General features: G+C 62.7%; 21 protein-coding genes and 1 tRNA gene. 5 read left to right on the top strand and 17 right to left on the bottom strand.

Features of this window, described 5'->3' with window-relative positions:
- Nucleotides 1-36: 36 nt before the first annotated feature.
- Nucleotides 37-342, bottom strand: a complete 306-nt coding sequence (gene rpsF / locus BMY91_RS11770; protein WP_011776755.1) for a 30S ribosomal protein S6 — start codon at nt 340-342, stop codon at nt 37-39.
- Between the two features lie 231 nt (nt 343-573).
- Between rpsF and BMY91_RS11775 the strand changes: the two genes are divergently transcribed.
- Complete coding sequence (locus BMY91_RS11775) at nt 574-912, top strand: YnfA family protein (RefSeq protein WP_090822079.1); 339 nt, start codon at nt 574-576, stop codon at nt 910-912.
- A gap of 99 nt (nt 913-1,011) precedes the next feature.
- On the opposite strand, the gene BMY91_RS11780 is transcribed toward BMY91_RS11775, so the two are convergent.
- A tRNA-Leu gene (locus BMY91_RS11780) sits at nt 1,012-1,094 on the bottom strand.
- Between the two features lie 119 nt (nt 1,095-1,213).
- Here BMY91_RS11780 and BMY91_RS23120 point away from each other — a divergent pair.
- Together BMY91_RS23120 and BMY91_RS11785 are read left to right on the top strand one after the other, a co-directional pair.
- The gene (locus BMY91_RS23120) at nt 1,214-1,378 is read left to right on the top strand and encodes a hypothetical protein (RefSeq protein WP_175538704.1); all 165 of its coding nucleotides are present in this window, start codon (nt 1,214-1,216) and stop codon (nt 1,376-1,378) included.
- A 9-nt stretch (nt 1,379-1,387) separates the two neighbouring features.
- Complete coding sequence (locus BMY91_RS11785; RefSeq protein WP_177179906.1) at nt 1,388-2,047, top strand: DUF1345 domain-containing protein; 660 nt, start codon at nt 1,388-1,390, stop codon at nt 2,045-2,047.
- 82 nt (nt 2,048-2,129) lie between these two features.
- Here the strand turns inward: BMY91_RS11785 and BMY91_RS11790 are convergent, their stop codons facing one another.
- The 8 genes from BMY91_RS11790 to BMY91_RS11825 all read right to left on the bottom strand — a co-directional run bounded on the left by BMY91_RS11790 (nt 2,130) and on the right by BMY91_RS11825 (nt 11,644).
- Nucleotides 2,130-3,545: an amino acid permease gene (locus BMY91_RS11790; RefSeq protein ID WP_090822081.1), complete on the bottom strand. Its 1,416-nt coding sequence runs from the start codon at nt 3,543-3,545 to the stop codon at nt 2,130-2,132.
- A 222-nt stretch (nt 3,546-3,767) separates the two neighbouring features.
- Nucleotides 3,768-5,075 carry a M18 family aminopeptidase gene (locus BMY91_RS11795; protein WP_090822083.1) on the bottom strand — a complete coding sequence of 436 codons (1,308 nt, stop codon included), beginning with the start codon at nt 5,073-5,075 and terminating at the stop codon, nt 3,768-3,770.
- 37 nt (nt 5,076-5,112) lie between these two features.
- Nucleotides 5,113-6,042: an intradiol ring-cleavage dioxygenase gene (locus tag BMY91_RS11800; protein WP_090822085.1), complete on the bottom strand. Its 930-nt coding sequence runs from the start codon at nt 6,040-6,042 to the stop codon at nt 5,113-5,115.
- Nucleotides 6,043-6,130: 88 nt separating this feature from the next.
- Nucleotides 6,131-6,823 (bottom strand): response regulator, encoded by a 693-nt coding sequence (locus tag BMY91_RS11805; RefSeq protein ID WP_090822087.1) that lies wholly within the window; start codon nt 6,821-6,823, stop codon nt 6,131-6,133.
- Nucleotides 6,820-8,109 (bottom strand): sensor histidine kinase, encoded by a 1,290-nt coding sequence (locus tag BMY91_RS11810; RefSeq protein ID WP_090822089.1) that lies wholly within the window; start codon nt 8,107-8,109, stop codon nt 6,820-6,822. The genes BMY91_RS11805 and BMY91_RS11810 overlap by 4 nt, the downstream gene beginning before the upstream one ends.
- Nucleotides 8,110-8,135: 26 nt before the next feature.
- Complete coding sequence (locus BMY91_RS11815; protein ID WP_090822091.1) at nt 8,136-9,035, bottom strand: ABC transporter permease; 900 nt, start codon at nt 9,033-9,035, stop codon at nt 8,136-8,138.
- Between the two features lie 5 nt (nt 9,036-9,040).
- A complete protein-coding gene (locus BMY91_RS11820; protein WP_090822093.1) occupies nt 9,041-9,982 on the bottom strand; it encodes an ABC transporter ATP-binding protein in 942 nt (313 codons plus the stop codon).
- Between the two features lie 159 nt (nt 9,983-10,141).
- On the bottom strand, nt 10,142-11,644 hold the full coding sequence (locus tag BMY91_RS11825; protein ID WP_090822095.1) for a bifunctional phosphatase PAP2/diacylglycerol kinase family protein: 1,503 nt from the start codon (nt 11,642-11,644) through the stop codon (nt 10,142-10,144).
- Nucleotides 11,645-11,737: 93 nt separating this feature from the next.
- On the opposite strand from BMY91_RS11825, the gene BMY91_RS11830 reads away from it, so the two are divergent.
- Entirely contained in the window at nt 11,738-12,436 is a 699-nt protein-coding gene (locus BMY91_RS11830; protein ID WP_143054067.1) for a phosphatase PAP2 family protein, read from the top strand.
- Here the strand turns inward: BMY91_RS11830 and BMY91_RS11835 are convergent.
- From BMY91_RS11835 to BMY91_RS11865, 7 genes are all read right to left on the bottom strand, one after another.
- Nucleotides 12,357-13,568: an MFS transporter gene (locus tag BMY91_RS11835; protein ID WP_090822097.1), complete on the bottom strand. Its 1,212-nt coding sequence runs from the start codon at nt 13,566-13,568 to the stop codon at nt 12,357-12,359. The two genes, BMY91_RS11830 and BMY91_RS11835, sit on opposite strands and share 80 nt — an antisense overlap.
- Entirely contained in the window at nt 13,565-14,332 is a 768-nt protein-coding gene (locus tag BMY91_RS11840) for a DeoR/GlpR family DNA-binding transcription regulator (RefSeq protein ID WP_090822099.1), read from the bottom strand. Before BMY91_RS11840 ends, BMY91_RS11835 begins: the two co-directional genes overlap by 4 nt.
- A 221-nt stretch (nt 14,333-14,553) precedes the next feature.
- The gene (locus BMY91_RS11845; RefSeq protein WP_062072182.1) at nt 14,554-16,236 is read right to left on the bottom strand and encodes an ABC-F family ATP-binding cassette domain-containing protein; all 1,683 of its coding nucleotides are present in this window, start codon (nt 16,234-16,236) and stop codon (nt 14,554-14,556) included.
- A 67-nt stretch (nt 16,237-16,303) separates the two neighbouring features.
- Nucleotides 16,304-18,274 carry a penicillin-binding transpeptidase domain-containing protein gene (locus tag BMY91_RS11850; RefSeq protein WP_371261048.1) on the bottom strand — a complete coding sequence of 657 codons (1,971 nt, stop codon included), beginning with the start codon at nt 18,272-18,274 and terminating at the stop codon, nt 16,304-16,306.
- A 123-nt stretch (nt 18,275-18,397) separates the two neighbouring features.
- Complete coding sequence (locus BMY91_RS11855; protein ID WP_256212712.1) at nt 18,398-22,273, bottom strand: NPCBM/NEW2 domain-containing protein; 3,876 nt, start codon at nt 22,271-22,273, stop codon at nt 18,398-18,400.
- A gap of 155 nt (nt 22,274-22,428) precedes the next feature.
- Nucleotides 22,429-23,085: a response regulator gene (locus BMY91_RS11860; protein WP_090822101.1), complete on the bottom strand. Its 657-nt coding sequence runs from the start codon at nt 23,083-23,085 to the stop codon at nt 22,429-22,431.
- Nucleotides 23,082-24,362 carry a sensor histidine kinase gene (locus tag BMY91_RS11865; RefSeq protein WP_090822103.1) on the bottom strand — a complete coding sequence of 427 codons (1,281 nt, stop codon included), beginning with the start codon at nt 24,360-24,362 and terminating at the stop codon, nt 23,082-23,084. Before BMY91_RS11865 ends, BMY91_RS11860 begins: the two co-directional genes overlap by 4 nt.
- Nucleotides 24,363-24,557: 195 nt before the next feature.
- On the opposite strand from BMY91_RS11865, the gene BMY91_RS11870 reads away from it, so the two are divergent.
- Nucleotides 24,558-25,637 carry an ABC transporter permease gene (locus BMY91_RS11870; RefSeq protein ID WP_090822105.1) on the top strand — a complete coding sequence of 360 codons (1,080 nt, stop codon included), beginning with the start codon at nt 24,558-24,560 and terminating at the stop codon, nt 25,635-25,637.
- Nucleotides 25,638-25,659 lie beyond the last annotated feature (22 nt).

The raw sequence follows: 25,659 nt of genomic DNA on the forward strand, positions 1-25,659 counted from the left end.
TTCGTTCCTGCGGGTTAAAGATCTGGAAGGGGCTGATTACTCAGCAACGACCTTCTGGTCTTCAGGGCGGATGATCTTGGTGCGCATGATCGTCTCGTTGAGAGACAGCTGGCGATCAAGTTCCTTGGCGGTAGCCGGTGCTGCGGTGAAGTTCACCACTGCGTAGATACCTTCGGACTTCTTCTTGATGTCGTATGCCAGACGGCGACGGCCCCAGATGTCAACCTTTTCGATGGTTCCACCATCGGTGGTGATGACATTGAGGAACTTCTGAAGCGACGACTCTACGGTACGCTCTTCGACCTCGGGGTCGATGATTACCATCAATTCGTAAGGACGCATATGTGAACCCACCTCCTTTGGGCTAAGCGGTTACGGTATTTCCGTAACAGGAGGTTCATTTGCGATGCTGTGGCTCGCTCCCCCGCCGAAGACTCGGAAGGAGGGCGCAACACAGACTTCAATATCTTAGTGCATCTCCTGCACCCAAAGCTATTCGAGGGTACCGATGGCTGGAACCGGCCAGGTTGGCTATGTGGATAACCCGGCGACGGAGCACGGAATACTGGACTCATGACCGTCCTGAAGTCCATCGTTCTCTTCGTGTTGGCCGCCGTCGCAGAGATCGGTGGAGCCTGGTTGATCTGGCAGGCCGTCCGCGAGGGCAAGGCGTGGTGGTGGGCCGGGCTGGGAATCGTGGCGCTGGGGATTTACGGGTTCTTTGCGGCCTTCCAGCCGGATGCGCACTTTGGCCGCGTACTCGCCGCCTACGGCGGGGTGTTCATCGCCGGTTCGCTGGCTTGGGGAATGCTGGTTGACGGCTTCCGCCCGGACCGCTGGGACGTGATCGGTGCTGCGATCTGCATCATTGGGGTGGGAGTCATCATGTTTGCGCCCAGGCCAGGCGCGTAGACCCGCACCCGGCGCATGCGCCCATGCCCGGCGCATAAGCCCGCGGCTGGCCATGGATACGACGAAACCCCCGGAAGATGACCTTCCGGGGGTTCATTGTGCGCGGAGGGGGACTTGAACCCCCACCCCCTTTCGAGGACTAGCACCTCAAGCTAGCGCGTCTGCCATTCCGCCACCCGCGCAAGGTGATCAGGAGAAACAGTGTTTCGTTTTTCTCCTCGACAGCGACAAAGACACTAACACGAGGAACGGCATTCCGTGGATTCCTGTCAGATTGATGGCATCCCGTTAGGGTGGGGCCATGGACGCCACACCCCTGAATACCCTGGTTCTGACCGTCGTCTTCGCTGCGATTGCGCTCTATGCGCTGTATTTCGTGATCCGCGCCGGCGTTCGGGACGGGGTGCTCCAGGCCAAGGAACGCGAGGCCGCGAATGCGTCCTCAACCGAAGGCCCCAATGGCTAGGGTGGGCAGATGAAAGAGGTCAGAGTGAGGCGCTCCCGGCTGCGCTTCATCGTCATGGTGGTGGCAGCCGCTTTGGCAGTCATCGCCACGGGCTCCACCGGCAGTTGGGTGGACGCGCCAGCGGTCGGCTGGGCCACCGCTGCATTCATCTACGTCACCTGGGTTTGGCTGGTGATAGCCCGGATGGATCCCGGCCAAACCCAGCAGCACGCAACCTCGGAGGACCCATCCCGGGGAGTCACGGACCTTCTGATCCTGATCGCGAACCTTGCCAGCATCGCCGCCGCTGCCGCCGTGATCGTCAATTCGCACACCGAGGGGACGGACGCCCGCCTGTACTCCGCGGCCCTGGCCCTCGCCTGCGTGGCGTTGTCCTGGATGCTGGTTCAGACACTCTTCACCCTGCGGTACGCGGAGCTTTACTACAGCCCTGAGGCCGACGCCGGTGGTGAGGTGGGTGGCATCAGTTTCAACCAGGACCGCCCGCCCCAGTACACGGATTTTGCCTACCTCGCTACGAGCCTTGGCATGACCTATCAGGTATCGGACACCAACCTCGGCAACCATCGGATCCGAGCCGAGGCCCTGAAGCACAGCCTGCTGTCCTACTTGTTCGGCACTGTCATCCTTGCGGTCACCATCAACCTGGTCATCGGCCTCGCACAGTAAGCGCTGCGGAGCTGCGGTTAAAGCGAAACGGGACAGCCGCCGTCGAACTTTGACGGCAGCTGCCCCGCTACGTTGAGTGCGCTTACGACGCCGGACCGGAACCGATGGTGGCGCCTTCGGCTTCCGCAGTGGGTGCCTCGGGCGGGGTGGCACCACGTTTGCGGTAGCGGAACACGCCAATGGCCACCACGACAGCTGCCAAAGCAAGGGACAGGAACAGCGATTCACGAGTGGATTCGATGATGACCATCCCGATAATCAGCGCCACGATTGCACCGATCGCGATCCACGTGAGGTACGGGAAGAACCACATCTTGAGGTCGAGGTCCTTGGCCGCAGCACCCATGCGTTGACGCAGGATCAGCTGGGACGTCGCAATGACCAGCCATACGAACAGTGCGATGGCGCCCGAAGTGTTCACAAGGAAAAGGAACACAGTGTCCGGGGCGATGTAGTTCAGGCCCACCGTGACGAAGCCAACCACGGTGGATGCGAGGACTGCTGCAGCCGGAACGCCGCGCTTGGAGATCTTCATCCACGACTTGGGAGCATCGCCGCGCTGCGAGAGCGAGAACAGCATGCGGCTGGCCGTGTAGAGCCCGGAGTTCAGGCAGGAGAGCACCGAGGTGAGGACAACGATGTCCATGATGGTGCCGGCGCCCGGAATTCCATAGAGCTCGATCACGGCAACATACGGGCTCTTGGCAACTGAGGCGTCGTTCCACGGCAGGAGCGTCACAACAATCGCGATGGATCCGATGTAGAAGATCAGGATGCGCCACACAGTGGACTTCACAGCCTTCTTGACGGCGTCCACGGGATTCTCCGATTCGCCGGCAGCGATGGTGGCGATTTCGGCGCCGAAGAAGGAGAAGACCACCACGAGGATGCCTGCAAGCACAGCACCGGGGCCGTTGGGCATGAAACCGCCCTGGTCCAGGAGATTGGCGACGCCCGGCGCGGAAACGCCCGGCATAAGGCCCAGGATCGCGGCGATGCCGGCCAGGAGGAAGATGACGATGGCAGCTACCTTGATGGACGCGAACCAGAACTCAAACTCGCCGTAGGACTTCACGGAGCCAAGGTTGGTCAGGGTCAGCAGGACCATGAGCACCAATGCCCAGATCCATTGATCGACGCCGGGAACCCAGCGGTGCATGATGGCGGCGCCCGCCGTTGCCTCGATGCCGAGGACGATGATCCAGAACCAGGCATAGAGCCAGCCAATGCTGAACCCTGCCCAGCGGCCAAGGGCCTTGTCTGCGTAGGTGGAGAACGAGCCCGTCTCCGGGTTGGCGGCAGCCATCTCGCCAAGCATGCGCATGACGAGGATGACTACGAGGCCTGCAGCCAGGTAGGCCACGAGGATGCCCGGGCCGGCCTGCTGAATGGCAGCACCGGAGCCAACGAACAGGCCCGCTCCAATGACGCCCGCGATGGCGATCATGGAGAGGTGTCGTGGCTTCAGTGACTTTGAAAGCTGTTGGTCAGCGTGCATGAATCGGCGCCGTCCTTTAGGTTTGGGGTTGGCCACAGTGGTGTGCCACGGGCCACATGACTAATTCACGCTAACCTGCTACCCCGACGCCGATCCTGTGCAAGCAAACATTTTGACGGCCCTGAAACAGGAACTGTGCACAAAATGTAACCCAAGAAGCATCCAATGTTTCCTATAGGAAACATTTGAAATACCCCTGAAATGACTGCTTGAGGCTTTCGATCAGACGGTGGTCCGGAGGAACAGCTCCGCCACGCGGGCCAAACTCCTGGGATCTTCCACTCCGCACAGTTCACGCGCAGAATGCATGGACAGCAAAGGGATGCCTACATCCACCGTCCGGATACCCAGGCGGGTTGCGGTCAAGGGGCCGATGGTGGAGCCGCACGGAAGATCGTTGTTGGAAACGTACTCCTGATACGGCACATCAGCGTCATCGCACAGGCGGGCCCACAGAGCAGCTCCCGTGGCGTCCGTGGCGTAGCGCTGGTTGGCGTTGATCTTCAGCAGCGGACCGCCGTTCAGCACGGGCTTGTTTGCGGGGTCGTGCTTCTCCGCGTAATTCGGGTGGACGGCGTGACCGGCGTCCGCAGAAACACAGAACGACGCCGCCAGGGCCTGCCGCCGCTGGCTCGGCGACGCGCCAAGGCCATCCGAGATGCGCACAAGGATGTCCTCCAGAATGGGGCCGCAAGCGCCCGAACGCGAGTTGGAGCCAATCTCCTCATGGTCAAAGGCCGCGAGGACTGCGATCGGTCCATCAGCAGGTGTGGATGAAGCGTGCGCAATCAATGCCACCAAGCCGGCATGCGTGGAGGACAGGTTGTCCATGCGGCCGGAGGCGAAGAACTCTCCCTTGGCCCCAAAAACCGCAGGTGCCTGCGTGTCTGCCACCACGACGTCGTACCCTCCGATGTCAGCAGCATCAACGCTGGCGCCTTCAACACGATCGGCCAGCAGCGTCAGGAGATCCTCCCCGGCGGGATCGCCCTGGCCGAAAATGGGATTCATATGCTGCTGCTTGGACAGGTGCAGGCCATTGTCATTGACCCCGCGGTCCAGGTGAATCGCAAGCTGCGGGAAGCGAAGGAGCGGACCAGTGGCAGTCAGGTGCTGGGTGCCATCGCGCAGCACCAACCGGCCGGCCAACTGCAATTCCCGGTCCAGCCAGGAGTTCAGGAGCGGTCCGCCATATACCTCGACGCCGGCTTGCAACCAACCGAACTTTCCCGTGGTTGGTTTTGGCTTGAGCTTGAAGGACGGCGAATCAGTGTGGGCACCCAGGATGTTGAATCCGGTGGTGGGCCCTGCGTTCCCCGGAGTCACCCAGGCGATCAGCGCGCCATCGCGGATCACATAGAACTTGCCTGCACCGCCATCCCACGGCTGCAGTTCATCAAGGCCGGTAAAACCTACCGAATCCAAACGACCCGCGGCTTCGTGGACCGCGTGGAAGCTTGAAGGCGACGCCGAAACGTAAGCGCCGAGATCCGTGATGTGGTCAACTGCTGCGGAGGCATTCGAAGGCATGCCCCCGAGTCTAGTCCCGCTTTCCCGGCCGATCGGCCTATACGGTGACGTTCAGCGCGGCCGTGTAGCCGCCCGCCACGGAACCAGACATAGTCGCCAATTGGTATATGCCGCCGTCATCACCAAAGACGTTGTCCGAGGTCAGGGTGGTATTGGGGAAATTCCGGGCACTGGATTCGTAGCCGGCGGTGGCATACACCTCCTTGCAGGCCTTATCAGTCAGTGCGATCTGCGAAACCGCCAGCACTTGCCCGGCAGCTGAAGTGTTGCTCATCGATTCGAATACCTCAAAGTGAATATGTGGCCAGCGGCCGTTGTACGCACCTGGATAAATCGTGCTGAAGGTGAGCTGCCCATTGGCGTCGGTTTCCTGCACCCCACGCAAGTAGTTCTCGTCCTCGAGGCCCGCATCATAGAGCGAGTACTTGCCGTTTTGGTCGCAGTGCCAGGCATACACGGCAGCCCCAGCCAGCGGGGAGCAACCGTTCGCGTTGTCCAGCAGCGTCAGGGTCACCGTCAGGGGCACGCCCTCGGCCTTGGTGGTGGACGCGCCAAAACTGGACCTGATGTCGCGGCGGACCACCCCTGATGCTTCGAGGACGTTCGGCCCGTTGGAACCGTCTCCGGGATAGGGCCCGAGCGTCTCTTCAGGGATCTCCACACCGCACTCCGCGAGGGCACGGGTGACCGTACTCGACGCCGAAGGCGACGCGGCCGCCGTCGTACTTTCCGTCGCGGTGACGGTAGCGCTGGAAGTGCTCGACGGCGTCGCGCTGCTGCCGTTGCTGCCTCCCGTTCCCGGGGTGCAGGCCGCCAAGGCCGCTGCCGTCCCCGCTCCGAAGAGAACCCCCAGGGTGCGGCGCCGACTCAACAGGGTGGAGAGGTCGAACTCAAGGCCGCGGTCATGATTGGGATGAGGCTGGTCCTTGCCGGCAGGTTCCGTGGAGGGCTGTTGAGGAGAAGTCATGCATCCATGAAACGCGCGCCGGCTACGAGTTGTACATGGGAAGACTATGGAGGCGCTGTGAATCCGTGCGACTTCGCACGGGACGGCGTCAGTAATCCGGGTTGCTCGGCACCACGAGCCCGGTTTCGTAGGCGTACACCACAACCTGCACACGGTCCCGGAGCTGCAGCTTGCTGAGGATCCGGCGGACGTGGGTCTTCACGGTAGCCTCCGAGAGGAAGAACTTGTGGGCAATCTCCGCGTTGGACAATCCCTCGGCGATGGTAGTGAGGATCTCGGTTTCCCGCGGAGTGAGTTCATCCAGGAGCGGATCCCTGTGCGGACTTGGCGAGTGGCCGGGGACCACGCCCCCGCGGACGTACGTCTCCAGGAGCCGTTGGGTCACCCGCGGAGCCACCACTGCATCGCCGCTGGCAACGAGCCGTACCGCGTGGACCAGTTCGGACGGGGCAACATCTTTCAGCAGGAATGCCGACGCTCCCGCCTGCAAACCAGTGAAGGCGTATTCATCCAGGTCAAAGGTGGTGAGGATGATGACGCGGGACTCGGAACCGGAATCGGAAATGCGACGCGTCGCCTCAATCCCATCCATGGTGGGCATGCGAACGTCCATCAGCACCACATCCGGTTGGAGGGCCGCAACCTGGCGGACTGCCTCAATCCCATCCGACGCCTCGCCCACCACGTGGAAATCTTCTTCGCCTTCAAGAATGAGCCGGAAGCCCATTCGCAGCAGCGGCTGATCGTCCACGAGCAGCACTTTGATGATCTCGCCTGTCATGATTCCCCCTTGTCACCGTTCCAGCGGAGCTCGGCGTGGACCGCCCAGCCTCCCCGTTTACCTGGACCGGCAGTAACGATTCCAGCATAGATTCCGGCGCGTTCATTCATCCCGGCGATGCCTTGGCCCGTGCCGAGGCTGCCCACGAAGTCGCTGCCAGCCTCCCGGGTTCCGCGGCCGTCGTCGAGCACCTCAATGGTGACCCGATCACCGTCGCGAGCCACCTGTACGTCTACCCGGCCCAGCGAGCGGCCGTACCGCAGCACGTTGGTCAGCGACTCCTGGACAATCCTGTAGACGGTGAGTTCAAACGCCGGATCTGCGGGCAGGGCAGGCCCGGAATGCGCATAATGCAGAGGCAGGCCCGCCGTCCTGAAGCCCTCAAGTAGTTTGGTGAGGTTGTGCCCTGACTCCAGCGGCGTGAGTGGCGCCGGACGCCCGGAATCATCGCGCAGGACACCCAGGACGCGGCGCATGTCTGCCAAGGCAGCACGGCCGGTCCGCGACAGTTCGCTGAGGACTTCCCCGGCACGCTCCGGATCCTTTTTGACCACCACGGCCGCGCCATCGGAGAGGCTGATCATCACCGTCAAAGAGTGCGCCACAACATCGTGCATTTCCCGTGCGATCCGGTTGCGCTCCGTGACCTTGCCCAACTGCGTGGTCCGGGCCGCCCATGCGGCGATCTCGGCCTCGTGCTCCCTGCGCTGACGAACGGAAATGCCAATTCCCGTGGCCAGGAGGTTGGACAGCATGATGGTGATCGCGGTGGCGATGTTGTTGATCAGGTGGAAGTTCTCCGGAACATCCTGCAGCGTGCCCATCTGACTGGGCGACGTCCACATGAATAAGTACAGGAGGCTCAGCGGCAGGCTTGCAGCAGCAAAAACCACCAAGGCGATCCCGCGCTTCTTGATGGAAGCAAACGCATAGAGCGCGAACCACAGCCCGGCGGAGACGTTTGAGCCCCAGGGGTTCAGGATGGTGGCGGCAACTTCCAACAGGCCGACGGCGGCAACCACCTGTAGGGGGAACCGTCGCCTGAACATCAGCGCAGCTGCGATCAACGCAAGCAGCACCGCCACGGGCCACTTGCCATCAACGATGGAGCTGACGATGGTGGGCAGGGCCAACAGCACGTAGCAGAGAACCACCACAGCATCCATCGCACGAGGCCGCTTGTAGAAGTAGCGGCGGATCCTGCCCCTGCGACGCTGGGCAATTTCAGCGAAGGACGCATCGGCCGCGGGGGCCGATGCGTCCTTCACCTGTGAAGCTTCAGTCATGGATTGAGCCTAGACGGCAGCCCGTCCTAGACGTCCCGCTTTTTGATGACGAACATGGCGGGAATGAAGAAGAGCAGTACGTAACCCAGGAAGATCAGGCCACCCTGCCAAGGGTCAATGATGCCATCAATGTGGCCGATGGAGAGGAATCGGCCGCCGGCCTCACTGGGGATGTACTGGGGAACGTACTTCCAGAAGTCACCGGGTACCAAGGACAGGAAGCCCGATGCAATCGACAGCACGAAGAACAAAGCGACCAGCACGGTCACCCCGCCGGCCGAGTTGCGGAGCAAAGTACCCAGCGAAAGGCCGATCAGTGCCACGCCGGCAACGTAGAGACCGCCGGTGAAGATGCTGTACATCACGCCGTCAGTGGACCAATCAAGGTCAATGTCCAGGCCCTGGAACACCGGCATGGCGATCAGGAACGTGAGCACGGCAGCGATGGTGGTAATGACGTAGGAAATGACCACCAGAATCAGTGCCTTGGCGGCGAAAGCCGGAATGCGCTTGGGAACGGCGTTCATGGTTGAACGGATCATGCCGGTGGCGTACTCGGAAGAGATGAACAAGACCGCGAGGGAGCCAAGAACCAGGGTGCCGATCTGGATGCCGGCGTTGGGCAGGTTGTAAAGGTCAAACCCTGAGCCCGGGGGGAACGACTGCGTCAACATCTCAGGGGTAACCGGCTGACCCGCGTCCTTTGCCTGCTGGATCATCTGATCCAGGAAGGTAAAGCGGATGAGCACGGCCAGGGCGCCGACACCGACCGTGGCAATCAGGGTCACGGCAAGAAGAATGACGGTGGACGTCAGGGAGCGGAGCTTGATCCACTCGGACTTCACAACTCCGCCGAAGGTGACTCCGCGGACGCCTGCGGATGCGTGGGCGGGCGCGTTGGTGCGGTTTTCAGTCAATGTGCTCATCGTCCTTACTTTCCTTCCGGGGCAGCAGCGACCGGCTCGCCGGACATGTGCGAGTGGTACTCCACCTCATCCTTGGTCAGGTTGAAGTAGGCGTCTTCGAGGGACGAAACCTGCGGGGTCAGTTCGTAGACCAACACGTTGTTGTCCAGGGCTACCTGGGCAATGTCACGCGGCTGCAGGCCTGTTACCTCAAGTGTTTCAGTCTGGCTCTGATCAACGCGGACCCCATCTCCCACGAGCAGGGCGGACAGTTGGCTCGCGGCGGCAGTCCGCACCAGGGTTTTGGCTTGCTGGGCGCCTTCAATGATGTCCTGCACAGGAGCGTCGGCGATGATCCGTCCCCGACCAATCACAATCAGGTGGTCGGCAGTCTGCGACATTTCGCTCATCAGGTGGGAGGAGAGGAAGACGGTCTTACCCTGGCTCGCAAGGTACCGGACAAGGTTACGGACCCAGAGGACGCCTTCGGGGTCCAGGCCGTTGACCGGCTCGTCCAGGATCAGGGTTTGCGGATCACCCAGCAGCGCAGCCGCGATTCCCAGCCGCTGCCCCATGCCCAGCGAGAACCCGCCGGCCTTCTTCTTGGCCACGGCACCAAGGCCCGTCATTTCAATGACTTCGTGGACCCGAGAGGTGGGAATGCTGTGTGTTGCGGCCATGGCCAGCAGGTGATTGTAGGCGCTGCGGCTCGTGTGGACGGCCTTGGCATCCAGGAGCGCCCCCACCTGGTGGAGAGGCGCCTTGTGCTGCGCATAGTGGAGGCCGTTAACCGCGACGTCTCCGGACGTGGGACGGTCAAGCCCCATGATCATGCGCATGGTGGTGGACTTGCCGGCACCGTTCGGGCCCAGGAAGCCCGTCACGCGGCCGGCCTGGACAGTGAAACTGACACCGCCAACGGCGGTCTTCTCGCCGTAGACCTTTGTCAGGCCTTTTGCTTCGATCATGGAAGCGTTCCCTCCTCGGAGCACACATGCGTGTGCAGGTGAGTTTTGAATGTACTCACCACGCTACTCACGGAGGGGAAGTAAATCGCCTGTCTCAGGGATGATTCAGGGTCAAGTCAGGGTAGTCCTCGCGGATGACGCGCGGGGCGTCACGGCACATCAATCGGCAGGCAATGGCGAGTACACGCGTAGTTCCCGCGGTTTCACCGCAAACGTTGCACGGCGGACTCCGGGCTTCGGTTCGCCATCCACCGCCAGAACCAAGGGTTCCCCCACAGCTTCAACAGTGATGGTGGTGGCTTCGGTCAGATGGGTGACCTTGGACGCCGCGACGGTTCCTGTCACCACCGCCCAGAGCAAGCGAAGACGGGCAAAGGGCTCGTCCGCTGTAATCATGCGAACGTCCAGGACACCGTCGTCGAGCACAGGCCTGCGAAGCGGCGCATGGTCACGGGGGTAAAACCGGCCCCGGCCCAGGTACAGGATCCACAGTTTGTGCTTCACCCCATTCACGGTAAGGGTGGTGGGCGAGTTCACGCCGAATGTGCGGAGCGATGCCGCCAGCCCAGCCAGCGGCTTGCCGAGCGCTGGCTGCAGGCGCTCACGCCTGCGGACCAGATTCGGATACACGCCAACACTGGCAGTATTCAACATGGCCAGCTCGGTTGTCTCCGGCACATCAGGCAGCCCCCGCTGCATCACAACGTGCCCCAGATCAACCGTGGCTGCGTGCCCTTTGGTCACAGCATCCACAGCGTCGTCGATCGAGCTGGTGCCCAGATCGCGGGCGAAGTGGTTGAGGGTTCCGCCCGGGAGAACCAGGAGCGGGAGTGAATGCTCGACGGCGGCAGCGGCGGCTGTGCCAACCGTCCCGTCACCGCCCCATACGCCCAGCGCAACGGTGCCTGGACGGGTTGCTGCGGCCTCCATTTCTGCAGCGATGTCTTCGCCTTCGGCAATTTCCTGAATATGCGCCTTTGGGAATACACCCCTCAGTAATTCGCCAGTCTCGGGGGTGTAGGAACCACCCATGACGTTGACAGCAATGCTCAGGCCCTCGCCGTCGTGAATTGCGGGCGCCTCCACCGGAGTGCGGCGAGGCGTTGGCTCCGGCGGCCTGGCAGGCCACCACTTCCGGGTTACCAGCGCTGCGCCCGCCCCGAGAGCGGAGCCCAGCACCACATCGGAGGGCCAATGAGCGCCTGTGTGCACGCGGGAGTAAGCCACCCCCGCGGCGATAGGGGCAAGGGCAATTCCGAGGGCGGGGGACACTATTCCGGTGCCCACAGCGAAGGCAACTGCGGATGCGGAATGGCCGGAAGGCATGGAGGAACTGGTTGGCTGGGGATTCACGAAGCGGAACAGGGGCAGATGCTCGGGACGGGGCCTGGTCCGGGGGAGAGCCCGCTTGAAGATGACGTTGGTGACGCCTGAGGCGACACCCAACGCGAGGAGACCATGAACGGCTGCCCTGCGTGGCTTGCCAGGGAACGCGGCCATGATCCCGGCTATGCCAAACCAGAGCTTCCCCTTGGTGGCAGCGGCAGAGAGCCTGCGGAAGAAGACATCGTGATCGCCCTGGGGTTGCCGGGACACGGCCCGAACCAGGAAATGGTCCAACCGTGCAACCCGTTTGGGACCCTTGCCCACGAAGCCTCGCATCCCAACACAGTAACCCTTGCTGCCTGCTCCAGCCGCGTGCCACCGCCGGAGCAGGCAAGGTTTTAGGCCGGGCTGCCATGGCTACGATGTAGTATGGTTCGCGACATCCTTCGGACTCAACGGCCCGACTGGCAGTTGATAACCCCTGGCCTGCTCCTGCTGTGCGCCTTCGCGGTTCCGGCCGCCATGCTGCTGGGAGGGCAAGGTGAGCCGGCCTTCAACGGTGTGGACACCATATGGCAGGCATACTCATTTACCTTGCACTCGCCATTCTGGGATGACGTGAACGCGGTCCTCAATTGGGCCGGTTATGTGGGAGTACTGATCTTCCACGCGCTGCTCGCGGTCTTCTTGCTGGTGTTTCAACGCCCCATGGCAGCCGTCTTCGCTGCGGCTTCGGGCATCTCAGTTTTGGCCGTCACTCAGCTTGCCAAGGCAGTGGTCGGCCGGAGCCGCCCCGAAGGCGCCGAAGTCTTGACCGACACAGGCTCATACCCATCGGGGCATGTATCTGCCACGACGGCTTTCCTGATGGTCCTGGTGTTCCTGATCGGACGTTGGTGGATCAACGTGCTGGCGGTGCTGGGTGTGGTCGCCATGATGATCAGCCGCACTTACCTGTCGGCCCATTGGCTCAGCGATGTCCTAGGCGGGGCGTGCCTGGCAGCTGGAGTGGTACTGCTGATGTGGTGGCGATTCCGGAAGATATGCCTTATGGAGAATGCTGCTCGGAAGCCTCTTCGGCGGGCAAAGGCTTCGCGACGCCTGCAAGCAGGAGAGCGAGCAGAATAGGCGCCCCGATGGCCAGCAAGGCCAAGTGGATTCCTGTGTGGTCGCCGAGGTAGCCCAGGAGCGGCGGTCCAGCAAGGAACGCGATGTAGCCGATGGTGGAAACCACGGACACGCGGGCCGCGGCATGCTTGGGGTCGTCCGCCGCGGCTGACATGCCCATGGGGAATGCCAGGGCAGCACCGATACCCCACAGTGCGGCGCCGACACCGGCCAGGATCACATTGCCGGCGAACACGAACAGCGCCAGGCCCACTGCGGCTGCTGCCATGCTGGCCCGGAGGACGCTGACCCGGCCAAACTTGTCGATTGCCTTCCCTCCCAGGAACCTCATGATGGTCATCGCAAGAACAAAGAGCGCAAACAGCAGCGCGCCCGTGGACTCGGATGCGCCGAGACCATCCACGGCAGCCTTGGCGATCCAGTCATTGCCCGCACCCTCAGTGAGGGTGGCACCCAGAACCACGACGCCGATGAGCAGCGTCCTGGCATCCCGCCAAGCCGTGGGGCCCTTCTCAGCCGGCACGCCGGCGTCGTTGGTTTCCGCAACCTGGTGCGGCAGGAAGTACTTGGGGACGGTCAGTGCAAGGGTGACGGCAATGGCAGCGATAACCAGCAGGTGTTCAGGGAGCCCAACGCCAAGCTGGGAAAGGCCGGCGCCGATCAACGCACCCAGAAAGGCGCCACCTGAGAATGCTGCGTGGAACTGCGGCATGATGGTGCGCTTGAGACGGTGCTCGACATCCGCGCCTTCAATATTCTGGGCCACATCCCACAGGCCGATACCGATGCCGAAGAAGAACAACGCAACGGCCGTTGCTGGAACCGACGCGGCCATCAGCGAGAAAGCAATGGCCGCACCCGCGGCCCCCGCCACGATTCCCGCTACCCGGACCGTGTTCGCGGTGCCGATCCTGCCTACCACCCAGCCTGCCGACGGCAGAGCCAGCAAGGACCCGACCGCGGTGCAGAGCAGCAGGGTGCCCATCTGGCCGGATGTCAGGCTGAGAGCTTCAGTGACGGCCGGGATGCGCGCAGCCCAACTGGCGAAGACCAAACCATTCATGCCGAAGATCAGGAAGGTCGCCACCGCCGCGGCGTTGACGCTTTTGGTGCTTTTGATGCTGGTGGTCATGCAATCACAACTTCCACGGAGAGTTTGGTGAGCCGGGCAAGATCTTCGGGGGATGGCTTGAGGTCTGTCACGATCACGTCCACGGTATCCATGGCTGCCACCAAGGCCACCGCGCTGGCATTCCATTTGCTGCCTGACGAGGCCACGATGACCCGGGCCGCGGATTCCAGGCCCGCGCGCTTCACTGCAGCATCATCAAGATCGTGGGCCAGCAGGCCGTCTTTGAGGTTCAGCGCGCAAGGGGTCACGACGGCGGTGTCGAACCTCAGCGAGCGGATGTTGGCTTCGGTCATGGGTCCCCGGAAGGATTGCTCGCCCGGCACAAGGCTGCCTCCGGGGAGGATGAGCTCAGGTGTCCGACCGGATGCGTTGGCCGTCAGGGCCTCCACACTGTGCAACGACATGGGCATTACCGTGAGCTCGCGATGACTGAACCGGCGCGCAATTTCAGTGGCCGTTGATCCGCTGTCCAGCCACACATGGGCCCTGTCCTTGATGAGCTGGTCAACAACGCCGGCGATGCGCGTCTTGGCTTGGTGGTCTTCCAGCTCGCGCTGACCGTAGCCGGGGTTGTCTCCGCGTGCCAGCAAGCTGCGGGCACCACCATGGACGCGCTTCAGGACTCCATGTGCCGCAAGGACTTCCAAGTCCCTGCGGATGGTGGCACCCGAGGCTCCCGTAGCTTCCACGAGTTCTTCAACGGTGGCTTCTTCGCGTGTGCGCAGCAGCTCGCCTATGAGCCGGTGGCGGTCAGCAGTTCCCATGATTCAACCGTAACAAGAAATGCTCACTTAATCATCATGAATGATCATTTACTCACCAACGCTCTCTCACCGTTAGTGGCTAAAGGGTCCGACGCTCTCTCACCGTTAGTGGCTAAAGGGTCCGACGCTCTCTCACCGTTGGTGGCTTAAAGCGGAACGCTCTCGCAGCCAGTGCGAGAGCGTTCGCGGAAAAGTACCGAAAGGTGAGAGAGGGTCCGTGGTTAGCGGGCGCGCTCCACGCGCTTCTCGTCCCAGACTGGTTCCTCGGATTCATAGACCTTGCCGTCAGAACCAAAGATGAGGAAGCGGTCAAAGGACTTGGCGAACCAGCGGTCGTGCGTGACCGCCAGGACGGTGCCTTCGAAGGAGTCGATGGCACGCTCCAATGCCTCACCCGAGTGCAGGTCCAGGTTGTCGGTCGGCTCGTCCAGCAACAGAAGAGTCGCACCGGACAGCTGCAGGAGCAGGATTTGGAAACGTGCCTGTTGGCCACCGGACAGCGACTCGTACTTCTGCTCGGACTGACCGGCCAGGCCATAAGAATCAAGGGCGCCGGCTGCGGCCTCACGGGCGAGCCCGGACCGGTGCTCGTCGCCTCGATGCAGGATCTCCAGCAGGGTTCGGCCCAGGAGGTCGGGACGGACGTGGGTCTGCGCGAAGAACCCGGGCCGGATGCGGGCGCCCAGTTTCACAGTCCCTTCGTGCGGTACTTCCGCGATCACGACGTCGGACACCGGCAGGTGCTCCCGCTCGGGATCGGTGCCACCGGTGGCCAGCAGGCGCAGGAAGTGGCTCTTCCCTGAACCGTTCGATCCCAGCACGCCAACGCGGTCGCCAAACCAGATCTCGGTCGAGAAAGGCTTCATGAGACCCGTCAGTTCAAGCTTCTGGGCAACGACGGCCCGCTTGGCTGTACGGCCGCCCTTCAGCCGCATCTTGACGTTCTGCTCGATCGGCAGTGCCTCAGGCGGACCAGCCTCCAGGAACTTGGCAAGGCGGGTCTGCGCTGCCTGGTACCTGTTGGCCATGTCGGAGCGGAACGCGGCCTTGTTCTTGTACATATTGACGAGTTCCTTGAGCTTGATGTGCTCCTCGTCCCAGCGTTTCCGGAGTTCCTCAAAACGGGCGTTGCGATCGGCACGAGCCTCGACGTAGGTCCCGAAGCCGCCACCGTGGATCCATGCTGATGCGCCATTGATACCGGGCTCCAGCGTGACGATGCGGCTGGCCGCGTTGTTGAGCAGCTCGCGGTCGTGGCTGATGAACAGCACGGTCTTCTTGGACTCGTTGAGCTTGCTTTCCAGCCAGCGTTTGCCGGGAACGTCCAGGTAGTTGTCCGGTTCGTCGAGGAGGAGAAGCTCATCCGGGCCGGCGAACAGGGCTTCCAGGACCAGGCGCTTCTGCTCTCCACCGGACAGGGTGGAGGCGCGGCGGAACTGCGCTTTATCGAACGAGATCCCCAAGGCTGCCATGCAGACCTCGTCCCAGACGGTCTCGAGGTCGTAGCCGCCGGCATCTCCCCAGTCCACGATCGCCTGCGCGTACTTCATCTGGGTGGGTTCGTCATCGTGCTCCATCATGGCGAGCTCGGTTTCCTCCACCGCCTTGGCAGCTGCTGCGAGGCCTGCCTGGGCCGTGGACACCAGAAGATCGCGGACCGTGGATTCGTCGCGGACCTGACCCACAAACTGCCGCATGATCCCCATGTTCCCCGAGCGTCCAACAACACCCTCATCCGGCGTGAGGTCACCGGAGATGATCTTGAACAGCGTGGTTTTGCCCGTTCCGTTGGGCCCGATCAGCGCCGTCTTGGTGCCGTCGGGGACCTTGAAGGTCACGCCGTTGAGCAGTTGGGTGCCGTCGGAGAGAAAGTAGTCGATGCCGGAAACGTCAATATGGGCCACGTTTCAATCCTCCCACGGCGCGGTATCAGTGCTCGACGGCGGTGCTTGGTGCCGCCGTCAGGCCCTGTCAGCCTGCGGCAGTAAGGAACGACTTCAACAGAGGTCCACTGGTTGTTGCGCCCAGTCCGCCGTCTTCAACGAACACTGCAACCGCCAAATCCCCGTGCGTGGCCACAATCCAGGCGTGCGTCTTGGGCGGGTTCTCATTGCCGAATTCGGCCGTGCCCGTCTTGGCCCCCACAGGGGTGCCCGGAACCTGCGCGAGGAAGCCGGCGTGACCTGATGTCACCACCGCACGCATCATGTCGGCCAGCGCAGCGGCTTCTTCTTTGGTGATTGGTTTGGTGGATGCCGGGGCAACGCTTGCCGGATCCGACTCGGACGACGGCGATGCGGTGCCACTCTCCGTGGGGGTTGCAGCAGCGCTGGGGTTCTGTGCTGCATCAGCGTTGAGGACCAACTGTGGAGAAACAGGAGCGCCGTTGGCAACTGAGGCGGCCATGACCGCCGCTGAGAGTGGCGAGAAGAGCACCTTGCCCTGGCCGATCATGGAAGCGGCGTGCTCGGTGCCTTCGGCGGCGCCTGGGACGGAGCCCAGGAAAGCGTCGGCGCCAAGCTTGGGAGCCTCCACAGCCACACCCAGAGCTTGGGCGGCTGCCTCAAGTTGATCCTGGCTGACTGTCTCGCGGGCATTGATGAAAGCCGTGTTGCAGGAATGCGCAAACGCATCACGCAAGGCGACGGAACCAAGCGAGGATTCAGGGTAGCCCTCGGCATTCTTGAACGTGCGGCCGTCGACAGTCAGCGTGGACGGGCACTCCACCTTGGAATCCGGGGTGGCACCGTTGCGGAACATCGCCAGGGAATCAACAATTTTGAAGGTTGATCCTGGAGCGTACTGGCCCAAGAGTGCAGTGTTGTAACCGTTGCTGCCCGGACCGGAGGCGGCCGCCAGAACCGCACCGGTGGATGGCTTGAGGGCGACGATAGCTGAAGCGGGTCCTACACCAGCCAGCGTCTCTTCAGCGAGCTGCTGCAGTTTCAGGTCCAAGGTTGTTTTAAGCGTTGTTCCGGGTGCGGGAAGGGAGGAGAAGAAAACCTTCGTGCCGGGAGTCTCTCCCTCAGCCTTCGCCTGGGTACTGGCAATGACCTCCACGCCGTCCTTGCCGCGCAGCAAGGAGTCGTACTTCTGCTGCAGACCGCCCGTTCCCGTGGTGTCACCGGCCCGCAAAGCTCCGTTGGACTTCTCTATCTGCTCTGCACTGGCCTGGCCAACGCTGCCCAACAAGGCACGCGCAAAGGTCCTGGTGGGAGCAAGCGCCATGGAATCCAGGATGCTCACGCCGCCGGGGATGGCATTGATCTTTGCTTCTGTGATGTCCGCGGTGTAGGCGCGGAGAACAAGGCCTTCCACAAAGGCTTGCGGCCCGGAGGCAGCAACCTGCTTGGCGTACTCCTCTGCTTCCAGTCCTAGGAGCGCCGCCATGGCACGCGCGGAAGCATCCGCCTGGTCGGCAGGAACCTTGGTCTTGTCGATGCCAACCCGGAAAACCGGCCGGTCCTCCACAATCGGGGCGTCACCGGCGCCCAGGATCTGGCCGCGCTGGGCAGGGACAGTCTTGACGGAGAGAGTCTCGCCATCGGAGAGCTGCGGCGCCAGCAGGCCCGGATTCCATTGAACGGCCCACTTGTCTCCGGACTTCTTGAGGGTGGCGTCGGAGGTGTACTCCCACTTGGCCGAGCCAATGTTCCAGCTGTAGTTCAAGGGGAAAGTGGCGGTGTCGCCGTCGAGCTTTACATCGCCCGACTGCACCGATGGCTTGGCATCAAGCCCTCCGAAGACGGCCTTCAGTTCGTCGTTGGCCGCGGCAGCGTCCTTGCCGGCAACGGCGAGCGAACCAACGTCGAGCGCCGACAGCGATGAGGCGAGCTGCTTGGCTGCTCCCTCCGCACCGGCGCGGCCGTCATCACAGGCGGTGAGAGAGCCAGCCATCACGAGCGTTACCAGACCAAGGACCAAACCCTGCTGCATTTTCATTTTCCCCATTTGCGACATTATGCCCCGTTCCCCTGACAGTTTCTTGTTGTGCCCGGCAAACGGACAGCCGCCGCTTGCCACCTGGGGAACAGGCAGCAAACGACGGCTGTCAGGACAAGCTGCTTACGGTGCGCAGGTGAACTTGGCATCACCCCACACGCCGTGCGCGCCGTTGATGGAACCCGATGGATCCACTACCAGCTCCACGTACGCTGCACCGGTCAGATCCACGGACACGGATTCCGGAGCGAACCCGGGCGTGTAGGTGCGCGACTGGTATTTATTCACACCATCGGCGTTGACCTTGAAGATGATATTGCCGCCGAACCCACTTTCAAGCCCCACCTGGGACTTGAAGGACGTGCATTTGCCGCCCAGGTAATAGGTGATCCTGGAGGCAGCGTGAACGCCAAGTCCCTTGGTGAAGACGGGCTGCTGACCGGTGGCCGGATCGGTGTAGTTGATGGCCAACGCCTTGTCCGGAGACGACGCCGAGTCCTTGTTCGCCACGTTCTTGCCGATCACACCGTAACCGTTAAGCGCCTGGACCCAAGGGGTTTCTGAGGCGTACACCGAGCCGTGCGGAACGTCCGGAAGAGGCTGCGAAGTCACCTTCCAATCAAAGAACTTCACCCGCGTCTCGGTGGGCAAGGTGACGGAGGCCAGTTCTTTGGTGGGGTTGAGCCGGACAGTGTTGGAGAACGCCTGGTACTTGTACTGCGTGTACTCCGGCGACGGACCGTTGGCGTTGTTCCGGCCCAGCTCCGAGACCGCAAGCACGGCCCCGTTCAGTACCGAAGGCTGCAACCAGTTGGGGAAGAAAATGGGTTGTTTTTCCATGCTTCCATCGGCATATGTCAGGGTGAGTATGGGACTCGTACCGTTGCCCACGGCGGCTGATCCGAGGACAGCCAGGTGCGTGCCCTTGCCTTTGACGGCGATGGTCTGCGCGGAGAGCGCCACCGAGTTGGGGACGTCAGGGCCCACCGCCGGCCATGTGTAGTCAACCTGCGTTGGCTTACCGGCGTCCACCGTCACTGTGCTGCCGGGCCGGACACCGCCTGCCGGAACCGTGGCAGCAGCCAGCTGCTCGGCGGCGAAGGTGGCGCCTCCGCCGTCGAAGTTTCCGGTGGCCTTGCCGGCCACGGTGGTGACGGACACGGTGTTGTATGCGGCTGCCAAGGAACCGTAGGCGACATAGATCTGGTTGCCGCCGGTTACGGACTGACTGGATCCGGATGCAGCGTACGACGCCGATACCCGCACGGTCTGTTGGCCCGCCTTCGCGCTGGTCCCCGGCTTGATAACGAATGTGGCTGTTGCAGTAGCGCCACCTTCCACCTTGGCGGCGGTTGCACCGGAGGAAGAGACCACCGTCCAGCCATCGGGGAGAACCGGGGTCAGGACCACATTGGTTTTGGCCTTGGTTCCGGTGTTCACGAAGGCCGCGGTCACCGTGGTCTCCTGGTCCTGGAAGACCTGCTGGCCAGTGGTCACACGGACTTCGGCGGCAGTTTCTTCCTGGCTCTTGCCTCCCAGGGGACCCGCTTGCTGGAGCTGAACCGTGGCGGACTGGTTGGAAGCAATGGAGCCCGTCTTCACCCAGATGGTGCCATTATTCGCCTCGTCGAAGTACCAGCCGGTTGCTGCTGCGGCGTAGGCAGCCTGGGTGGAGTGCTGGGCCAGCTTGGTGCCGCCGATCTTGACATCCTTGGGTGCTGCGCCGGCGTGGACTTTCAGTTCGTAAGGACGGGCCGCAGCCTTACCGGTGTATTCGCCCTTCCGTTCGCCGATGGAGACCTTGACGCTGCTGTTGCCCTTGCCCGGAGCGTCCACTGCGAACACCTGGCTGGACGATTTTCCGTCTTTGAATTCGCGGGTGACCTTGTCATCCTCGTAGAGCGTGAAGCTGTCCTGGCCTTGAGCGTAAACGTCCAAAGTGATCATGGAATCTTCCGGAACCAAAGATGCGTTGCGGGCCACAATGCCTTGCGGGATCACCGCTCCAGCACGGACGAACACCGGCAGCTTATCCAGCGGCGCGTTGTAGCCGTTCAGGATCTGGCCGCCCTGGTAGAGCTTGCCGGTCCAGTAATCCACCCACTGCTGGCCCGCCGGGAGGAATATCCCGTTGCGGACATCGGTCTGGGTAAAGACCGGTGCCACCAGGAAATCGGAGCCCAGCATGAACTGGTTGTTTGCCTCGGCACCGTAGGACCACTCTTGCTCGGGGAACTCGAGGGCCATGGACCGCATCATCGAGACACCACTGGTGGACGACTCCTGGGCCAGCGTGTAGATGAACGGCATGAGTTGCTGGCGGAGCTGCAGGTACTGGCGGTTGATGGCCGTAGCTTCGTCACCGTAGAGCCAGGGACGCTTGTCAGTGGCTGCCCAGCCGGACATGGAGTACAGCGCCGGAGCGAAGGCCTTCCACTGGAGGTCGCGGACGTAGGACTCGGGGGAGCCGCCGAAGATGCCGTCGACGTCGCCCGTGGTGAATGCCAAACCCGAGTTCCCGGCGCCGGTGAGGGCCGAGACCTGCCAGCGGACGGCGTCGAGGTTTCCGGAATGGTCTCCCGTCCACTGCATGCCGCAGCGCTGGGAGCCGGCCCATCCCTCCACCATCAGCGAGGTGCCGCGGGCGTTCGAGTACTGTTCGATTCCACCGTGGGCGGCTTCGCAACCGGTGAGAGCCTGGCGGTAGCCCTGGCCAACCCACGCAACGTCCAGCTTGCGGAGCCGTACGCCGGCCTCGCCCACTTCGTATTCCTGGTTGGTCAGGGAGCGCTGCGTCCAGAGACCAACCTTGAGGTCGGTTTCTTCCTCGATGTTGCTCACTGTTTCCGGAAGTTGCTGGTATTCGCAGCCGTAGCCATCGTTGACCAGCATCCAACCCGCGGGCATGTCGTTCTCAACGAACTTCCGCGCCGTCTTGATGGCGTCAGGGGTTTTCTGCTTGGCGCCATCGGGATCGCCGTAACCGGAGGACGAATAGCCCGGGTTGGAGCGGTTGTAGCAGTCCGCGTCGCCGTATTCGAGGGCATACACCGGGGGCATCATGGGCTTGCCCGTCAACGTGGTGTAGGCGCCCAGGGACTGCTTGTAATCGCCCACGAAGTAATAGGCGTCGAAGCGCTTTTCCTCGTGCGTGGTGGTGGGTTGGCCGGCAAAGTCATAGGAGCCGCGGGCAAACGTGTCGCGCAGGACGCCGTAGCCCTTGGAGGACATGTAGTACGGCACTGCATTGGGGTAGCCGTCGTCGTCCCAGTCGAAGTTCTTGGCGATGTTGATCAGTGCACCGGTGTGGACGGAGCGGCCATTCTGCATGCCGCCGCCGATGAACTGTTCGCCGTCCTGCTGGACGAGGTGCTGTGTTGCCGAGTTCGCGCCGAACGTGATGGGCGCTGACTCTTCCAGGACCAAAGACCCGTCTGCCCGCACAACGCGGAGCTGGGTGGTGGCCTTGTTGATCTCAACGCTGATCTTGGCAGTCTTCAGGACCAGCCAGTCGCCGTCAGTGACCGTCGGAGCGACACCGGGGAACTTGTCTTTGCCCACCACAATGTTGGCTGTCCGGGCGGGGTCGCCTTGGTCCGTATTGGCGGGATCCGTGAACTTTCCGCTGGGATCGGCTTCCAAACGGAAGTTGCCGTCGTCCAGGAACGTCACCCGAATGGCGCCCTTATCAGTGGAGAGGTCGACGACGTTTCCGGACTGGGTGAAGCTCGTCACCGCTCCCAGGGGTGCTCCGGCGGCATCGACAGGTACTTCGGGGGTGACGGCTTTGACGGCCGCGGGATCACCCGGAGCGGCATTCGCGGCCGCTGTGAAGGTCAGTGCGGGAATGGCTCCCGCGAGAAGGAGGGAGGCAAGGCCGAGTGACGCGGCCTTCCTGGCCAAGGAACCTTTTTTGGTGCGTCCGGAGCTGATGGGGGCAGCTCCGGACAGACCCAAGGAGGGTGCGGACATGTGGGGCCAACTTTCGACGAGTGACATTTTATGATCTAACTCATAGCGAAACGTGCACTAATCGTCACTGCTTACGGGCAAAAGGTCAACCGTTTAACCAAAATTGCTTACCCCAGTGAGTCGCAACCAAGGCCGTTTTGGCGCTCAAAACGGCACTAATGCCACCTGGGTTGGGTCGGGAGTCAGCGCCCGCGGATGATCCTGCGTTGGGTGGCGACGGCGATGGCCGCCGTCCTGTTGTCAACGCCGAGCTTCGAATAGATATGCACCAAATGCGTCTTCACCGTGGCCTCGGAGATGAAGAGTTGCTTGGCCATGGCCCGGTTACTCATCCCGGTGGCCAGAAGTTCCAGCAGTTGCACTTCCCTTCCGCTCAAAGCCGGCGAGGGGTTGCGGATCCGCCCCATGAGCCGGGCCGCAACCTCCGGGGCCAGCGCCGTTTGCCCGGCGGCCGCGGATAGGACAGCCTGCCGGATCTGCTCCGGAGGCGCGTCCTTCAACATGTAGCCACTCGCGCCGGCCTCCACTGCAGCAAGAATGTCGGCGTCGGTGTCGTAGGTGGTCAGAATCAGGACAGGCGGCGGGGGAGTCCCGGCCTCGCCCGCCTTGATCTTCTGCGTGGCTGTGACACCATCCATGCCGGCACCCATCTGCAGGTCCATGAGAACCAGATCCACAGGTTCACCCAGCGTGTGCAATTTGCCCAGCTCAAGCAACGCTGCATCACCGTCCTCAGCTTCGGCCACAACCGTGACGCCCGGGAAGTCGGCCAGCATCGCCCGGAGTCCCGCCCGGACCACCGGATGATCGTCCACCAAGAGGACACGGATGTCACTCACGGCGCACCTTCCTCCGCAGGTAAGGGCACTCGAATGGCCACCACAGTCCCCTCGCCCGGCGCGGACTCGATTTCGAGACCGCCGTCCAGCGTAGCCAGCCGCTCGCGCAAACTCAGCAGCCCGACGCCGGTGCCGTCACCACGCGCTGTACCTGCCGCCGTCGACGGTTCGAAGCCTATGCCGTCGTCGAAAACATCCAGCGTCACCTCCGCACCGAGGAAGGACAAAGTCACGACGACGGCCCGCGCCTTGGCGTGCGCCCACACGTTCGCGAGGGAGGCCTGGGCGGCCCGGAGCAGGGTGGTCTGGTAAGTGTTGGGCAACTCCACAGGCGTACCAACCAGTTCGAAGCGGCAACGCAGCGTGGTCCCCCGGGCAGCGGCCTCGGTCTCGGTCTTTTCGCAGAGCCTCCGCAGCGTGTCCACCAGTCCAGACTGTTCAAGGTCCGGAGAGCGAAGGCCGCGGACAAAGCTGCGGGCTTCCGCCAGGTTTGCTGAAGCAGTGTCCTGGACAATCCTCAGGCGCTCCTTGGCGGCCTCAACATCACCGCTTTCCAACGCATTCTCGGCAGACCTGCCCATCAGGACAATGCTGGAGAATCCTTGCGCCAGGGTGTCGTGGATCTCGCGGGCCAGCCGTTCGCGCTCTGCCAGCACACCGGCGTCGTGCTGGGTTTGCGCAAGTTCCGCGCGCGTCCGGCGAAGGTCGTCGGCCACCACCCGTTGGTTCTCCGCCTCCAGAAACAGTGCCCGGTACGCCAGACCGGTGACCACTGCGAACCCGGCTCCGAACACCGGGCCCAGGACCATAGCGAGCTGCAGTCCACCGTCGGCCGAGCCGCGGCTGTGGAACCACAAGGCGCCGATCAGAAGAGCGGTGCTCAGCGCAATCGCCGGCAAGGCTAAACGCCGGGGGAGCAGGTGGAGTTGCAGGAAGAACAACGGGAAGGCCACCCAGGCGAAGTCGCCGCTGACCAGCAGAAGCAGCAGCCACAGCAGCATGACGGCGCCCAGCCACCAGCCGGCATAATGCGTCGGGTTGAACCGCGCGGGATCACCGGCGTGGCGCTTCTCAAGGATGGTCCCGGCGAGATAGACCAGTGCCAGCAAGGCGGACAATCCCAACCCGGCCACGACGGCCACAGTTGAAGGACTCCCAGCTGCGCCCACTCCCGCCAGTAACCGAGTAACGGCCACCAGCAACAACGCCGCAAAACCAACGTGCAGGCACACTCGCAGCACGCGGAGGATGGTGGCGGCGCCGGTGGGGGACTGCATGCCTCCCAGCGTATCGCCGGCACGCTCCCGGACCCCTCACATTCACTGCCTCGACGCCTGAATCAACCATTTGGATGATCAGCGGATCCATCCCATGGATTCAGGGAATCCATCCGCCTCCCGATGCCTGGAAGGTCCTTCGCCGGAAGAGTTGAAAGTGCCGGGATCAAGCCCGCACCCAACCGAAGGAATCCGATGTTTCTCGCCATTCGCGACATCCGTTTCGCCAAGGGCCGCTTCGCTCTCATGGGCAGCGTCGTCGCCCTGATCACTTTGCTGCTGGTGATGTTGTCAGGGCTGACGGCCGGCCTGGGCAACCAGTCGACGTCGGCCATTGAGGCATTGCCTGTTCAGCAGATCGTTTTCGGCGCACCCGCCGGCGCTGATCCCAAGGCGTCCTATACCGAGTCGGAAGTTTCCACGGCGCAACTCGAAACGTGGCGGGAGCAGCCGGGCGTCAGCTCCGCTCAGGCACTGGGGATCAGCCAATCCCGGCTCCAATCCATCGGTGCCGGAGGGACTGCAAGCGGGACAACCAACGTGGCCGTTTTTGGCGGGGCTCTCTCTCCCGTCGCTGTGGAGGATGGGACCGTTGTGGTCAGCGAATCCGTGGCCAAGGACTTGTCGTCGGCAGCCGGCAGCCGTGTCCGGGTTGGCGGGACCGATCTGACCATCTCAGCGGTTGTTGAGGACCAGTGGTATTCACACACCGGCGTCGTCTGGACCACGCTGGACACCTGGCGGTCCATCGCGCATGCGACACCGGGCACTGCCACGGTTCTGGCCGTAACGCACGACGCCGGGGCCTCCTTGGACATCGACGCCGCCAACGCGGCAGCGGGCACGGTCAGCTTGGACCGGGTGGGTTCTTTCCAGGCTTTGGCTTCCTACAAGAGCGAGAACGGATCACTCATGCTCATGCAGGCATTTCTTTACGGCATCTCGGCGTTGGTGATCGTGGCCTTCCTGACGGTATGGACCGTGCAGCGAACCCGCGATATCGCGGTGCTCAAAGCGCTGGGTGCGTCCTCCGGCTATGTGTTGAAGGACGCCCTGGCCCAGGCGGCTTTGGTGTTGCTGGCCGGCGCTGCCGTTGGCGGTTCATTGGGACTTGCCGGGGGACTTTTCGCAGCCCAGGCCGCTCCATTCCTCATCACACCCCTCACCACGCTGGTGCCATTCGCGGGAATTCTGATCCTTGGCCTGGCTGGAGCGGTACTCGCGGTTCGCAAGGTCACCAAGGTAGATCCTTTGCTGGCCCTCGGCGGCAACTAATACTGACATTCCTGGAAAGGCA

Source organism: Arthrobacter sp. yr096, assembly GCF_900108925.1.
In the GTDB taxonomy this organism is placed as follows: domain Bacteria; phylum Actinomycetota; class Actinomycetes; order Actinomycetales; family Micrococcaceae; genus Arthrobacter.